The following is a 15,281-nucleotide window of genomic DNA, read 5'->3' as shown; positions in this document are numbered from 1 at the left end:
CCGGTTTAATTAAGACTATAATTGAAATGTAAATGCTTACAAAAATAAAGGGGCTATTAAAAATGGGCATCCATGTTAATGAAGAACATCAATTATTCCATCTTCAAACAAAGAAGACGAGCTATATTTTTAAAATCTTAGAAAACGGTAATGCTGGTCAGCTATATTATGGACCGCGGATTCCGGTAAAGGCTGACTATGCTAACCTGGCTAGTCGGGAAGAACACGATTGTACCAATACCCTAACGGTTGAACAAAGTGACTTCCAACTAGAATTGATTAAGCAGGAATATGCAGGTTTAGGTAAGGGTGATTACCGTTACCCAGCTTACCAAGTTACATATCCTAATGGCTCACGGACTTCTGAATTTGAATACACTGGCTATGAAATTAAAGATGGCAAGAAACGGTTTGCTAATATGCCATCATCATTTGATGATCAGGAAGACGATTCACAAACTCTTACGGTAACCTTTAAGGATGAATTAGTTAACCTTATTCTCCAGCTCCATTACACCGTTTTTGAAAAAGAAGATGTAATTGTTCGGAGCGCGACCTTCATTAACCATGGTCAAGAATCCGTTATTCTTGATCGTGCTCTAAGTCTGCAATTAGACTTACCAGATCATGATTATGATATGCTACAGTTCTCGGGAAGCTGGGCACGTGAACGTCACTTAATCCGGACACCACTTCGTTCAGGAATTCAAAGTATCGGAAGTTTACGGGTTGCTTCAAGCCACCAACAAAACCCATTCTTTGCTTTAGCCCGTCCTCATACTGATAATAACCAAGGACCAGCTTTTGGATTTAACTTTATTTACTCGGGTAATTTCCTTGACTCTGTAGAAGTGGATCAATTTGATACTACTCGTGTATTGGTAGGAATTAATCCAGATGACTTTAGCTGGAAGCTAACTAATGGTGAGAGTTTCCAGACTCCGGAAGCGGTAATGACTTACACAAGTGATGGGTTGAACCAAATGAGTCAACAATTAGGGGCATTTTACCAAGATCACCTTATTAACCAGAACTTTGCCCACCAGGATCGCCCAATTTTGATTAACAATTGGGAAGCGACCTTTATGGACTTTAATGAAGCTAAGTTGATGAAGATTGTTGATAAGGCTGATGAACTTGGAATTGAAATGTTTGTCCTTGATGATGGTTGGTTTGGTCACCGGGATGACGACAAGTCAAGTCTAGGTGACTGGTTCGTTGACCAAAAGAAGTTTAGTAACGGAATCAGTGGCTTTGCAAACAAGGTTCACGAAAAGGGAATGAAGTTTGGCCTCTGGTTTGAACCAGAAATGATTTCAATTGATAGTAAACTTTATGAAAAGCACCCAGATTGGATGATTGCGACACCAGGACGTCACGGGACACCGGCACGAAACCAATATGTTCTTGATATGACGCGCCAAGAAGTTGTTGACTACCTATACGACCATATTAGTGCGATTATCAAGCAGACAAAGCTTGACTACATTAAGTGGGATATGAACCGGAATATTACCGAAATGTATGGCGCTAGGTTGGCTGCAGATCAACAACTTGAGTTCCCACACCGCTATATTCTAGGTGTTTACCGACTGTATGCTCGTCTAACCGAAGCATTTCCAAAGGTTCTCTTTGAATCATGTGCTTCAGGTGGTGGCCGGTTTGACCTTGGAATGATGTATTACGCTCCGCAAGCTTGGTGCAGTGATGATACTGATGCTATTGAGCGAATCAAGATTCAAGACGGAACTTCCTACGGATACACTCAAAATATGTGGGGTGCCCATGTTTCAGCGGTACCAAATGATCAAGTTGGTCGTCTAACTTCACTAGATACCCGTGCAGCAGTTGCCTACTTTGGTGACTTTGGGTATGAATTAGATATTACTAAGATGTCAGCTGATGAATTAGCCACGATTAAGAAGCAAGTAGCCTTCTACAAACAATATCGACACCTCTTCCAATTTGGTAAGTTTTACCGTCTCGATAACCCAGGTACCAGTAACGATAATGTTTATGACTGGGAAGTCGTTAATAAAGACAAGAGCGAAGCCATCTTAGCTCGCTTCCAAATCCTTAACGGTGCTAACCCAGCTTATATTCGAGTTTACTTTGAAGGACTCGACCCAGAAGCAACTTACACCGTTAATGACGGTAAGGAACATTTCTCCGGTGTTGAATTAATGAATGCTGGTTACTTTGTTTCCCGGATTATGGATCGGACTAAGCCAGAGAAGGATCCTTCTGACTTTAGCAGTCGACTATTTATTGCAAAGAAAGCATAATAACTAATAAATATTCAGTGAATTGAAAAACACGTTGCAGTGATTGCAGCGTGTTTTTTAATTGTCCTTTTTGCAACTAGAATATAGTTGCAACGATTAGCGTAGATAAATTATAATTGAAATAAAATTATTTAAGGAATAATTTTGATGAGTAAAAAAGAGGAGTTATTAAAGAAACTTTTATCTCATCCTAAGGATTTCACATTTGATGAGATGAAGACCTTATTGGAAATTATGGGTTATAGTGATGACACTAAAGGAAAAACAAGTGATTCGCGCGTTAAGTTTTATAATTCCAAGCAAGATATTATTCTTCTTCACAAACCGCATCCACGAAATACATTACTAAGTTATCAAATAAGAGATATTGTTAATCATCTTAAGAGGGAGGGCCTGCTATGACTAATAAGCTATTAAAATACAAGGGGTATCGAGGAACAGTTGAATATTCGTTAGAGGATAAAGTGCTTTATGGTAAAGTTATTGGCATTAGAAGTTTAATTTCCTATGAAGGGAAGACGATTGACGAACTAGAAACTGACTTTCGCGAATCGCTTGATGATTACCTTGAAATGTGTGAGAAACATGGCAAAAGACCAGAAGTTAGTTATAGTGGAACCTTTAATGTAAGGATTCCTTCAAAACTGCATGAAAAGGTTGCAATTTATTCGGCAGCTAATCATCAGTCTTTAAATGCTAGTGTAGAAGAAGCACTTAAAGATTTTATCGATAAAAAAGATGAACAGTAAAGAAAGACTACGGACATATTTGGGTTGTAATGTCCGTATCCTTTCTTTATCTTAATTAATCTTTCTCTTTCAAATACTTCTTTTGGAGTGCCAGACTGTTTCGTGGCCAGAAAACTCCATCGGCGTAACCTTGAATATGAGAATCATCACTGGCTTTATCAAGGCGATACTGTCCCCAAGCACAGTAAAGGAGACTTTGCTCAATCCCGATAAAGTGACGGTCAAGCTTTTTAGCAGTGACCAGGCTGGATCCTGCACCGGCAAATGGATCGAGAATTAAATCTCCAGGGTTAGAACTGGCAAGGATTACCTTCGCCATTAGCTTTTCTGGCTTTTGGGTAGGGTGGTTAGTGTTCTCGGGCATTGACCAATACGGAATTGAAATATCATCCCATAAGTTGCTGGGCATGGTATCACGAAATTTACCAGCCTTAGTTACTTGCCAGTCCTTAGCATGGCCATCTTCTTTGTAGGGGGCAATTACGGGACGACGTTGTTTAACCTGGTCAACATTGAAGGCATAGTCATGAGGATCAACAGTTAGGAACCAAATATCTTCGGAACTATTTTTCCAGTTAGTGAGGGCGCCCCGTCCCTTTTCACGTTGCCAAGTAATACGGTTCTTGATCGTAAAGTATTTCTCAAGGACTGGAGCAAGGACGATACTGGTTTCCCAATCCGCAAAAACATAAACGCTAGCGGTAGGTTTTAAGAGTGGCTTCAATTTCTTAATCCACTTTTCGGTATATTTTTGGTACTCGTCAGGCTTCATTTGTTTGAATGTCATCCCATCATACTTTTTATTAAGGTTGTATGGTGGATCAACAAGGGCAAGATCGATTGAATTAGCAGGTAAGTGGTCCATGATTTGAAAGGAATCCCCGTTAATTACCTTATCGGTAGATTGGGCAAGAGAGAGATTCTTTTCTTTTTTGAACTGGATAATCTTTGCTATTAAGTCTGCTGGTGCGTCAGCTAAACTAAAGTCAATCGTTTTATTGCGCTTGGATTTCACAATGTTGCCTCCCGTATCAATGCTAGATCATACTTCCATTATACAAGATTCGCTGCCCTAATCTTGATTTTTCCTCAGAGAATGGCTTAAAATAATTGGTAAATAAGTAGTGTGAGTGAAGCGAGGGATGGTTGGTGAAAAGATCCCCAAAGCACGAATTGGTTACAATTAAAAATAATTTTTGAGTGGCAGCAATGCGCTGCAATTTAGGTGGTACCGCGCAAATAATGCGTCCTATTAGTTTGAATAACTAGTAGGACGCTTTTGATTTAAGGAGGAAACATTATGGCTGAAGAAAAGAAACACACGATCTTAACTGGTGACCGACCAACCGGGAAATTACATATTGGTCACTATGTTGGTTCATTGAAAAGCCGGGTTCGTTTACAAAACACTGGCGATTACGATACCTTTATCATGATCGCAGACCAACAAGCGTTAACTGATAATGCCCGCGATCCAGAAAAGATCCGGAAGAGTTTACACCAGGTAGCTCTTGATTACTTAGCAGTTGGAATTGATCCTAAGAAGTCGACAATCTTTGTTCAATCACAAATTCCGGCCTTAAGCGAATTAACAATGCACTACCTTAACCTAGTAACTATTTCACGGTTACATCGGAACCCAACTGTAAAGACTGAAATTAAACAAAAGAAGTTTGGGGAAAGTGTTCCGGCCGGCTTCTTTATCTACCCGGTTAGTCAAGCAGCTGATATTACTGCCTTTAAGGCTGATACTGTACCAGTTGGTGATGACCAAGAACCAATGCTTGAACAAACTCGGGAAATCGTTCGTTCATTTAACCGGATTTACAACGAAGATATTTTGGTTGAACCACAAGGAGTCTTCCCACCAAAGGGTGAGGGGCGGATCCCTGGACTTGATGGCAATGCTAAGATGAGTAAGTCCTTAGGAAACTGCATTTACCTTTCTGATGATGCTGATACTGTTCAAAAGAAGGTAATGTCGATGTACACTGACCCAACCCACATTAAGGTTAGTGATCCGGGCCATGTTGAAGGTAATACGGTCTTCACTTACCTTGATATCTTTGATCCTGATAAGGAAAAGGTTGCTGAATTAAAGAAACAATACCAAGCAGGTGGCCTTGGTGACGTTAAGATCAAACGTTACCTAAATGAAGTCCTTGAAGCAGAGCTGGAACCAATCCGTAAGCGTCGTGAAGAATACGCCAAGAACATCGATTACGTTGACCAAATCCTTCAAGAAGGTTCCGCTCGTGCCAATCAAGTTGCCAACCAAACTCTCAAACAAGTCCGCGATGCGATTGGGATTAATTATTTTGATTAGAGTGCGAGCCAGCAAAGGACTTGCGGAAGGCTAGCAATTTCTCCTGACGAAGGCGTCCTGCGCCTAGGAAGGAGGTTCCTAGCTCTAGCAAGTCCCTGACGAGCAGATCTTAGCAATGGTGCCTACGAGCGAAAACTCTAACTTAACAAAAACGACCTCTTGTTTTGAATAAACGAGAGGCCATTTTTGTTAAATCGTAAAATTCCGCGTTCTTCCAATTGTTAACAGCTCCCACTTGGTTGAAGAACATGGTATCATTAAAGGGATATTGAATTTCGCTTTTTTCTAAACAAAATACAAATTATCGGAGGTGAAAATGGTGGAAGAAAACCTCGCGATTGTTGATCTCGGCTCTAATTCGACAAGAATGGCAATTACTAAAATTGCTCCTGATGGTCGTTTCCGTGAAATTAAACGGGTAAAGGAGAATACCCGTCTTTCTGAAGGAATGGGCCGAGAGAAAATGCTTCAGAAAAATGCAATGGATCGAACGATTGCTGCACTAAAAAAGTTCAAAAAGATTTATTCTACGATCCCTAATATTAAGGTGCGGGCAATTTCAACTGCGGCAGTTCGCCAAGCCAAAAATCGTCAAGAATTTTTGAACCGGGTTGAAAATGAAGTTGGTATTCATCTGCAGGTCCTTTCCGGGAAGAAAGAGGCATATTACGATTATTTGGGTGTCATTCGGACACTTAAGCTCAACCACTGTTTAATTTTAGATGTTGGCGGTGCGAGTTGTGAATTGATCTTGGTTCAGCAACGACGGGCGCGGGACTTGATTTCGCTTCCTGTGGGTGCTGTTAACCTATCTGAGCAATTTCATTTAGGGGGATATGTTCGTTCAGCTGATCTTTTCAGGGCACAGGTTTCAATGAATAACCGTCTGACAAAGATCCCGTGGCTTCGTTACGCAACAAGAGTTCCAATCGTTCTCTTGGGTGGAGCTAACCGGACACTGGCACGAATGACACGGGCGTACCACCATCATGGTCGACGACATATTTCGGGATCAATTCATGGGTACCAATTATCTTCACGGGTTGTTTTTGCAACTTATCGAGAATTATTAAATAGAAATCTCGCCCAGCGACGACGGATGCCAGGTTTGGAATCAGAACGGGCCGACATTATCATTGGAGGAATGTTACCACTAGTATCACTTCTTCAACGGAATAGTGATGGTCGAGTGATCTTTTCTGAAAGTGGTGTCCGTGAAGGGATTATTACGGAGTACGTTAACCAAAGGAAGAAAAATCATGAGTAAGACACAATGGTCACATGGCTTTTACAAGCTAACTCCAGAACAACGGCGACAAATTTTAGCCGATCAATACCACCTTTCTTCAGCCGAACAGTCATTGTTAGTTGAGCATGCAAGTGAATTAGGTAATGATCTTGTTGAAAACTACATTACTGATTATTCCTTACCTGAGGGTGTTGTTACTGGCTTAGTGGTTAACGGTAAAAGCTATACCTTACCTTTAGTTGTTGAAGAGCCGTCAGTAATTGCAGCAGCAAATAATGGTGCTCGGCGGGTTGCGAGGTCGGGGGGGTTTCATACTGAAACTTCTTTCCGTGCATTAGTTGGCCAAGTGGTAATTGATCAAGTTGATGATCCGTTAAATAAAATTGCTTGGTTGAAGAATCATGAAACAACTTTTCTTGAGATTGCCAACGCAGCCCACCCATCAATGCAAAAGCGCGGTGGCGGTGCCAAGAAGGTCCGTATTCGGCAAGTAGGACGTTTTATAAGCGTCGACCTGTTGATTGATGTTTGTCAGGCAATGGGAGCCAACACGGTTAATACGATGGCCGAAGCAGTTGCTCATTATTTAAGTGAAAACGGGAATAATGTGGTTACTGCAATTCTTAGTAACTATGCTACAGATAGTTTACAGACAGTTACTTGTCAGGTCGCCTACCCGGATCTTGTTACTAAGCAAATGGGTGGTGCTGAAGTTGCTAAACGAATTGCCGATCTAAGTGACTTAGCTCAGGTGGATCCATACCGTGCCGCAACTCACAATAAGGGGATTATGAATGGGATTGACGCTGCTCTGATTGCCAGTGGTAATGATTGGCGGGCAATCGAGAGTGGTGCCCATGCTTATGCAAGTCACGATGGCCAGTACCGTGGCCTGAGTACCTGGAAAGTTGTTGATAATCATCTTGAAGGAAGTATGACTATTCCGATGCCAGTTGGTGTAGTCGGTGGTTCAATTGGCTTGAATTCACTAACTAAACTGAATTACCATTTAAATGGAATCAGGGCTGCTCAGGAATTAGCTGCCGTAATTACTAGTTTGGGGTTAGCCCAAAATCTTGCAGCAATTCGTGCCCTAGCAACTACCGGGATTCAAGCAGGACATATGAAACTTCAGTATCGTTCTCTCGCAATTAGCGTCGGTGCTAAGCAAACAGAAGTTGAACAACTAGTAACAAAACTTAGTCAGCAGTCACATGTTGATCAAGAAGTTGCCAAGCAGCTTTTGGCAACCATACGAAAGGAGTCTTCCAATGAGTGAAGAGCAAGAAATTAAATTAAATGAGGCGAACAAGGCCCTCCTCGATCAGGTAAATGAATTATATCCAGAAGGTTCGGTTTTTGTTCAATTTAAGGGTGAGAAGTCCGGCTACGTTCGTCACGATCAAGCAACTCAACAAACAATTCCCGGAGCATTAATAATCTTGGTAACCGACTTAACCGAGCCAAATTACACCGCTTCTCACGAACTGCTTCATTTGCTAATGCTTCTTCGGGGCTTCCCACAAATCTTCTTCCAACTTTCTCTTGGAGATCGAGAATTAGATGAACAGATGATGATTATGTCGACTGATCTCTATAATGTTGCGATGCACCGGGTAGTAGTTGCTGAACAGCGGAAGCACGGTTTTATTAACGACCAGGTTGAAGAAGAATACCTAAAGGGGATCGAACACACCTTAACTCCCGAAAGTGAGAATGACGATGAGCGAGCATTACGGTTACTAACTCTGTTAGATGCTCTTGTTTTCTTTTGGGATCACCTTGCTAAGTATGAGAAAACATTAGAAACTAATTATCCCCAAGCTTTGGCAGCTGCCAAAAAGATCTATGCTGAAATTACCAAGAAGCCGATCAAGAATGCCTTTGATATGTGGCGGTCAATTGTCAAGATCTACTCCTTGTATGATCAGCAAATGGAAGAGTGGGGATTACCTGCATTAAACAATAATAAGTTTACAACCCTTTCCCCAGTGCTAAGCGAACGGCAACTACGTCTTGAAGTTCGTCAAGTCTTTGAAATTTTTAATTCCGGGATGAAGGATCGCAAGACAGGAAAACCAGCTTATGTTGGCCTTCGGCGGAATATTGACCAAAACTCCTTCACGACTGCTAAACATTCACCTGAAGAATTTAAGAAGATTTATGATCAACCAGTAAAGGAATTCCTAGAACAAAATCATATTCCATATATCATAAGGAAGTAATTTGATGGAACAAAAAGTACAACAAATATTTGATGATGCACAACGAATTGTTTTCTTAACGGGTGCTGGTGTATCAACCGCTTCTGGGATCCCCGATTTTCGGTCCGCAAATGGTTTATACACAAAAGACCGAAATGCGGAGTATTATTTAAGTCACCGTTACTTTGAAAGTGATCCAGAAGGATTTTATAAGTTTTGCAAGGAAAATTTATACTTCCCGGATGCTAAGCCAAATGTTATTCACCAAAAGCAAGCGGCATTGACCCAGCATGATCGGGCCACGGTGATAACTCAAAACATCGATAACCTTTATGAAGAAGCTCGTACAAAACACCTGATTGACTTTCATGGAAACCTCTTCAACGTGTACTGTGAGAAGTGCCACGAGACGGTACCGGTGGAGGAGTATTTGAAGAGTCGCCTTCACCAAAAAGACGGTGGTGCTTTGCGGCCTGATATTGTCCTTTATGATGAAGGAATAAAGCAAGAGGACATTATTAACTCTGTTCGGGCAATGCAAGCAGCCGATCTGGTAGTAATTGTTGGTACTTCAATGAAGGTCTACCCGTTTGCAGGACTGTTGGAATACCGAAATCCTGCCGCAAAAGTCTTAGCGGTAAATCAGGAAGTCCTTCAGTTACCGTGTGAGTTCGAAATGATCCAAACGGACGCGACAAAGTTCTTTGACGAACTAAAAGTTAAATAAAAAAGAAGCTGCTGGGCGCAAATCAATAGGACTAAACGCAACCAAGCAGCTTCTTTTTTAATTTAGAATAAATAATTAATCGAAATGGATCACTTTGTCAGCGACCTTAAATGGCATCCCTAGATGACGTTTTTCGTTACCACGCTTCTTTAGTGAAAATACATCCCGAATAGTCTTTGTAGTTAATGACATTTTGATCGCTCCTTTCATATTTGGACACTTATTGTTTCCATATTCAAGATATCATGGATAATCCCAGAATGGAACAACTCTAAGAGACCGTCTCATTTGGAGAAATGACAATTTTTGTATATTTTGCGTGGAAATGAGTAGAAGCGTGCATAAAAGTTATTAAATCAGCACTAAAGGCGAAGAATAAATGAGTATAAATTTATTTTAGGAAAAATAAGAAATTACTGAGAATGGATGGAGGAAAAAGGTAAATGAAAATTACGATGGGTCTAACAACCTGGACTGAACATCCAGCGTTAATTAATGATCAGCAACGTCCCGTAACGCTAAATGAATACGCACATCATATGCCAACGGTTGAAGTTGATACTTTTTTCTATGCTTTACCTCAGATGGCAATAATTCAAAAGTGGCTGTCTCAAGTCCCCAGCGAGTTTCAGTTTATCATTAAAGCACATCAGGGGATGACGCTTCACCAGCGAAACCAAGAAAAGGGTGAATTAGCATTGTTATTTCAACAATACCGGCGGACAATTGCACCGCTGATTGCTGCAGGACAGTTAAAAACAATCCTCTTTCAATTTCCACCATACTTTGATTCTGAAGTAAAAGATATCGAATATTTAAAGCTAATTCGTGATTGGATGGGTGATTTACCAATTGCAGTTGAGTTGCGGAATAATTCATGGTACCGTCCAGGAGTGATTGATTCACTGGTTTCGTATTGTCAAGACTTGAAGTTTACGTTGGTAGCGGCGGATGAACCTCATGATACGGTAACCTCTGTGCCGTTTTACCTTGCGACTACTAACCCTAAACTAGCGATGATCCGTTTACATGGGCGGAACCGGAAAGGCTGGGATAATGCGGGAAAAGAATGGCGAAAGACCCGGACGCTCTACCGTTATAACCACGAGGAATTAAGTGATCTTGTAAAGAAGATTGATCAGGTTAAACCACAACCACAGGAACTCTGCGTAATCTTCAATAATAATTCTGGCGGGGATGCAGCACCCAACGCTCTCCAACTACAAAAATTAATGGGAGTTAAGTTTACTGGACTTGCTCCACGTGATCCCCAACAACTTGATCTCTTTTAAGGTTGGAGTAGGTTGTGGATAATGCTATACTAAAGGTTAATTAAAATTAGGAATTAATAAGAAAGAGGGGCCTCATATGGCTGAACAAAAACCAACTTATTACATTACGACGCCAATATACTATCCATCTGGTAAATTACATATTGGTAATACATATACAACCGTTGCTTGTGATGCTGAAGCACGTTACAAGCGCTTAATGGGATACGATGTCTTCTATTTGACGGGGACTGATGAACACGGTTTAAAGATCGAACAAAAAGCCGAAAAGCTTGGAATGAAGCCACAAGAATACGTGGATAAAATGGCTGCAGGAATCAAGCAACTCTGGAAGACAATGGAGATCACTAATGATAAGTTTATCCGGACAACGGACGACTTCCATGAAAAGGCTGTTCAAAAGATCTTCCAAAAGTTTATTGAACAAGGCGATATCTACAAGGGAAAGTACAAGGGCTGGTATTCAGTTGATGATGAAGAGTACTTTACTGAAAGTCAATTAGCTGAAGTTTACCGTGATGACAACGGTAATGTGATTGGTGGAAAAGCTCCATCTGGGCACGAAGTTCAACTGGTTGAAGAAGAATCATACTTCTTCAAGATGAGTAAGTATGCCGATTGGTTGATGAACTACTATAAGGAACATCCTGACTTTATCGAACCCCACACCCGGGTTAACGAAATGGTTAATAACTTCTTGAAACCAGGTCTAGAGGATCTTGCTGTTACCCGGACTTCCTTTAACTGGGGGGTTAAGGTACCAAATGATCCAAAGCACGTTGTTTACGTTTGGATTGATGCTTTATCCAACTATATTACGGCTCTTGGTTACGGTTCGGATGATGACAGCTTGTTTAAGAAGTACTGGCCTGCTGATGTCCATATGGTCGGAAAGGAAATCGTCCGCTTCCACACAATTTACTGGCCAATTATGCTCCATGCTCTTGGACTACCACTACCTAAGCACATCATTGGTCACGGTTGGTTGACGATGAAGGATGGTAAGATGTCAAAGTCAAAGGGGAACGTGATCTATCCTGAAACCTTAGTTGATCGCTACGGCTTAGACGCTACTCGTTATTACCTTTTGAAGGCAATGCCATTTGGTAATGATGGTGTCTTCAGTCCAGAAGACTTTGTTGATAAGGTTAACTTTGACTTAGCAAATGATCTCGGAAACTTGTTGAACCGGACTGTTGCTATGATTAACAAGTACCAAGATGGTAAATTAGTTGCCCAAAATGATGCGACAACTGAATATGATGCTGACCTTGAACAAACCGCTGAGAATGCAATTGCTGAATTCAAGGAAGAAATGGATAAAGTGCACTTTGCGGATGCCTTATCAGCAGTTTGGAAGTTAGTTGCCCGGGCTAATAAGTACATTGATGAAACCGAACCGTGGGTATTGGCTAAGAACGACAGCAAGAAGGCAGAATTATCAGATGTAATGACTCACTTGGCCAAGAGCTTACGGGTAATTGCAGCTTTGATCCAACCGATAATGACCCATGCACCAAAGGAGATTATTACCCAATTAGGTCTTGAAGGCACTAACCTTGACCTAACTGAACTGCAATTCAATGATTTCCCAGAAGCTGCTCAAGTAGTTGCGAAGGGAACCCCAATTTTCCCTCGACTTGATGTTAAAGAAGAGGTTGAGTTCATTAAAAGTCAAATGAGCGCTAACCAAAAGCAAAAGGGACGTAAGGCAATGGAACAAGCAAAAAAGGAAGCGCAAAAGACGATGAGTGAAGAAAAAACAACTGGTAAAAAGCAGATTCGGTTCGATGTTTTTGAAAAGATTGAACTAAAGGTGGCCCGAATTACCTCGGCAGACCACGTTGAAGGTGCTGATAAACTTTTGAAGTTCCACATGGATGACGGAACTGAAGAAGGACGGCAAATTCTCTCAGGAATTGCTCAATGGTACCCAGATCCGTCAGTCCTTGTTGGGAAGAAAGTTGTGATTGTTGCTAACTTGAAGCCACGGAAGATGCGTGGAGAAATTAGCCAAGGGATGCTTTTATCTGCCGAAAAAGATGGCAACGTTACTGTTGTGACCGTTCCAGATTCATTGATGCCTGGAATGAGTGTCGAATAGTCGTACTTACTAATGAGTAAACAACATAAAAACTGGCGTCAGGTTTACGATTCGCATACGCATCTAAACGATGACGCCTTTTATGATGATGTTCCAGCATTCGAAGCACGAGCAGCTCACTATGGGGTCACCCAGATGAATATTGTTGGTTCGAACACAGTTTTAAATGAACGAGCATTAAAGCTAGCTCATGAATATGAAAACCTGCATGCGATCATTGGTTGGCATCCGGAAGATATTCGTTCTTACAACGAGGAAGCTGAAAAGAAACTGCTTAGTCAATTAAGCGATCCCCAAGTCGTTGGCATTGGTGAAATTGGGCTAGATTATTTTAATGATCAGGAGTCGCCTCATGATCGACAACAGGAAATCTTTGCCCAACAACTTGAAATTGCTCGACAATTGCACTTACCAGTTTCAATTCACGTTCGTGATGCCCTTGATGATGCTTATGCAATCCTGCGTGATTCCCATATTGACGAATTTGGTGGAGTAATGCATAGTTTTAACGGTTCACCCGAAATGGCTGAAAAGTTTATGAATTTAGGGATGGCAATTTCATTTAGTGGTGTGGTTAGTTTTAAAACTGCAGAAGACGTTCATAAAGCAGCATTAGCTGTTCCACTAGAGCGGATGATGGTTGAAACAGATGCACCTTACTTAACACCAATCCCGTATCGGGGGAAAGAAAATGAACCGGGCTTCACTAAGTTTGTGGTAGATGCGATTGCCAAATTAAAGAACGTTGATGCTGAATTGGTAGCATATAAGACCTTCCATAATGCAGAACAACTATTTTTAACAAAGAGAGAGCTAAATGAAAAAGATTAAAGAAGTAATCGTCGTTGAAGGAAAAGACGATACCAAACAAATCTTAAAAGCGGTTAATGCTGACACTTATGAGACGAATGGTTCGGCATTATCAGAAGTAGATATTGCCCGATTAAAAAGGCTTCAAGCAACTCGGGGGCTGATTGTGTTTACTGACCCCGATTTTAATGGGGAACGGATCCGCAAAATGATTAGTAATGCTATTCCAGGAGTTAAGCACGCGTTTATTCGTCGTGATCAGGGGGTTCCGGAATTTAAAGGGAGCCTTGGTGTTGAGCACGCAACACCAGAAGTAATTCGGAGTGCCTTAGAAAAGCTTTATACCCAAGGAACAACAGAAAACGCGGAAATAACCAGTACTGATTTAAAGGCGGCTGGATTAACCGGAAGAACAAATTCACGTCACCGCCGAGAACGTCTCGGGCAGCTTCTTGGAATTGGCTATGGAAACGGAAAGCAACTTTTGAAACGATTAAATATGTTTCAAATTCGTCGAGATGACTTTGAAAATGCAGTTCAACAATTAGACCAGGAGGAAACAAAATGAGTGAGTCAACACAAATTGGTAACCGCAAAGCGACCCGTTCAATTTTGAACGAGTATGGGATTCACGCTAAGAAGGGGTTTGGTCAGAATTTCTTGACCGACCCAGAGATCCTTCACCGAATTGTTGATGCTGCAGAAGTAACAAGGGAAGATAACGTAATTGAGATTGGTCCCGGAATTGGTGCCTTAACCGAACAACTGGCTAATGCTGCTAGTCAGATTGTTGCGGTAGAAATTGATCAGGATTTAATTCCGGTCTTGAAAAAGACGTTAGCTGATCATGATAACGTAACGGTGATCAATCAAGATATTTTGAAGGCAAACTTACCTGAATTGATTCAACAACAATTTACTGATCCGACTAAGCCGATTAAGGTGGTTGCTAACTTGCCGTATTACATTACTAGTCCAATTTTAATGAGACTCTTAGCTAGTCCCGTTGAATGGGCATCAATTACGGTAATGATGCAAAAGGAAGTAGCCCAGCGATTAACCGCCAAGCCGGGGACAAAACAGTATGGAGCATTAACATTAGCAATTGAATACCAAATGGATGCAGAAATTGCCTTTAATGTTTCGCGACATTCGTTTATTCCAGCACCGAATGTTGACTCTGCGATTGTGGTTCTTAAGCAACGTCAACAACCACTAATGGTAAAACCATTTGATAAGCAAAAATTAATGGGCTTTATCCGGGGATGCTTTGCTCACCGACGGAAGAGTCTGTGGAATAACTTACAAAGTGTAATTGGTAAAGATGCCGAAACAAAAGAAAAAATGACAAAAGTTTTAGAACAACTTGAGCTCTCACCACAAATCAGGCCAGAAAAGCTAACTTTAAGCCAATTTATTGAACTATTAAATGCACTTTATCAAGAAAATTTAATTTAAAATACGATTGAATTATTAATATAGTTGTGATAAAATTTTGACTTTTATGCTAGATGAGCGTATAGTTCAGCCTGTGA

The 15,281-nt window shown here is 41.1% G+C and carries 14 protein-coding genes; 13 read left to right on the top strand and 1 reads right to left on the bottom strand.

Annotated features, from left to right (window positions below; all coding sequences use genetic code 11):
• The first annotated feature begins 62 nt into the window (after positions 1 to 62).
• The 3 genes from NFR46_RS05880 (at position 63) to NFR46_RS05870 (ending at position 3,034) form a co-directional block, all read left to right on the top strand.
• A complete protein-coding gene (locus NFR46_RS05880) occupies positions 63 to 2,285 on the top strand; it encodes an alpha-galactosidase (protein WP_251575572.1) in 2,223 nt (740 codons plus the stop codon).
• A gap of 147 nt (positions 2,286 to 2,432) precedes the next feature.
• A complete protein-coding gene (locus NFR46_RS05875; protein WP_251575524.1) occupies positions 2,433 to 2,687 on the top strand; it encodes a type II toxin-antitoxin system HicA family toxin in 255 nt (84 codons plus the stop codon).
• Positions 2,684 to 3,034, top strand: coding sequence for a type II toxin-antitoxin system HicB family antitoxin (locus tag NFR46_RS05870; protein ID WP_251575522.1), 351 nt, complete (start codon positions 2,684 to 2,686; stop codon positions 3,032 to 3,034). Before NFR46_RS05875 ends, NFR46_RS05870 begins: the two co-directional genes overlap by 4 nt.
• A gap of 55 nt (positions 3,035 to 3,089) precedes the next feature.
• On the opposite strand, the gene NFR46_RS05865 is transcribed toward NFR46_RS05870, so the two are convergent.
• Positions 3,090 to 3,989, bottom strand: coding sequence for a DNA-methyltransferase (locus NFR46_RS05865; protein ID WP_420908586.1), 900 nt, complete (start codon positions 3,987 to 3,989; stop codon positions 3,090 to 3,092).
• A gap of 345 nt (positions 3,990 to 4,334) precedes the next feature.
• Here NFR46_RS05865 and trpS point away from each other — a divergent pair, with 345 nt between their 5' ends.
• The 10 genes from trpS (at position 4,335) to rsmA (ending at position 15,204) form a co-directional block, all read left to right on the top strand.
• Positions 4,335 to 5,360 carry a tryptophan--tRNA ligase gene (trpS, locus tag NFR46_RS05860; RefSeq protein ID WP_251575519.1) on the top strand — a complete coding sequence of 342 codons (1,026 nt, stop codon included), beginning with the start codon at positions 4,335 to 4,337 and terminating at the stop codon, positions 5,358 to 5,360.
• Between the two features lie 316 nt (positions 5,361 to 5,676).
• A complete protein-coding gene (locus NFR46_RS05855; RefSeq protein WP_251575518.1) occupies positions 5,677 to 6,627 on the top strand; it encodes a Ppx/GppA family phosphatase in 951 nt (316 codons plus the stop codon).
• Positions 6,620 to 7,888 carry a hydroxymethylglutaryl-CoA reductase, degradative gene (locus NFR46_RS05850; protein WP_251575517.1) on the top strand — a complete coding sequence of 423 codons (1,269 nt, stop codon included), beginning with the start codon at positions 6,620 to 6,622 and terminating at the stop codon, positions 7,886 to 7,888. The genes NFR46_RS05855 and NFR46_RS05850 overlap by 8 nt, the downstream gene beginning before the upstream one ends.
• Complete coding sequence (locus tag NFR46_RS05845; protein ID WP_251575516.1) at positions 7,881 to 8,834, top strand: IpaB/EvcA family protein; 954 nt, start codon at positions 7,881 to 7,883, stop codon at positions 8,832 to 8,834. The genes NFR46_RS05850 and NFR46_RS05845 overlap by 8 nt, the downstream gene beginning before the upstream one ends.
• 4 nt (positions 8,835 to 8,838) lie before the next feature.
• Entirely contained in the window at positions 8,839 to 9,540 is a 702-nt protein-coding gene (locus NFR46_RS05840) for an NAD-dependent protein deacylase (RefSeq protein ID WP_251575515.1), read from the top strand.
• 443 nt (positions 9,541 to 9,983) lie between these two features.
• Positions 9,984 to 10,832, top strand: coding sequence for a DUF72 domain-containing protein (locus NFR46_RS05835; RefSeq protein ID WP_251575514.1), 849 nt, complete (start codon positions 9,984 to 9,986; stop codon positions 10,830 to 10,832).
• 76 nt (positions 10,833 to 10,908) lie between these two features.
• Positions 10,909 to 12,936, top strand: coding sequence for a methionine--tRNA ligase (metG, locus tag NFR46_RS05830; protein ID WP_251575513.1), 2,028 nt, complete (start codon positions 10,909 to 10,911; stop codon positions 12,934 to 12,936).
• A 12-nt stretch (positions 12,937 to 12,948) separates the two neighbouring features.
• On the top strand, positions 12,949 to 13,767 hold the full coding sequence (locus tag NFR46_RS05825; protein WP_251575512.1) for a TatD family hydrolase: 819 nt from the start codon (positions 12,949 to 12,951) through the stop codon (positions 13,765 to 13,767).
• The gene (gene rnmV, locus NFR46_RS05820) at positions 13,754 to 14,314 is read left to right on the top strand and encodes a ribonuclease M5 (RefSeq protein WP_251575510.1); all 561 of its coding nucleotides are present in this window, start codon (positions 13,754 to 13,756) and stop codon (positions 14,312 to 14,314) included. Before NFR46_RS05825 ends, rnmV begins: the two co-directional genes overlap by 14 nt.
• A complete protein-coding gene (gene rsmA, locus NFR46_RS05815; RefSeq protein ID WP_251575509.1) occupies positions 14,311 to 15,204 on the top strand; it encodes a 16S rRNA (adenine(1518)-N(6)/adenine(1519)-N(6))-dimethyltransferase RsmA in 894 nt (297 codons plus the stop codon). The genes rnmV and rsmA overlap by 4 nt, the downstream gene beginning before the upstream one ends.
• The last annotated feature ends 77 nt before the right edge of the window (positions 15,205 to 15,281 follow it).

The sequence above is a fragment of the Limosilactobacillus agrestimuris genome (genome assembly GCF_943193105.1).
Classification (GTDB): Bacteria; Bacillota; Bacilli; order Lactobacillales; family Lactobacillaceae; genus Limosilactobacillus; species Limosilactobacillus agrestimuris.
This window is presented reverse-complemented; position numbering and strand designations above follow the sequence as displayed.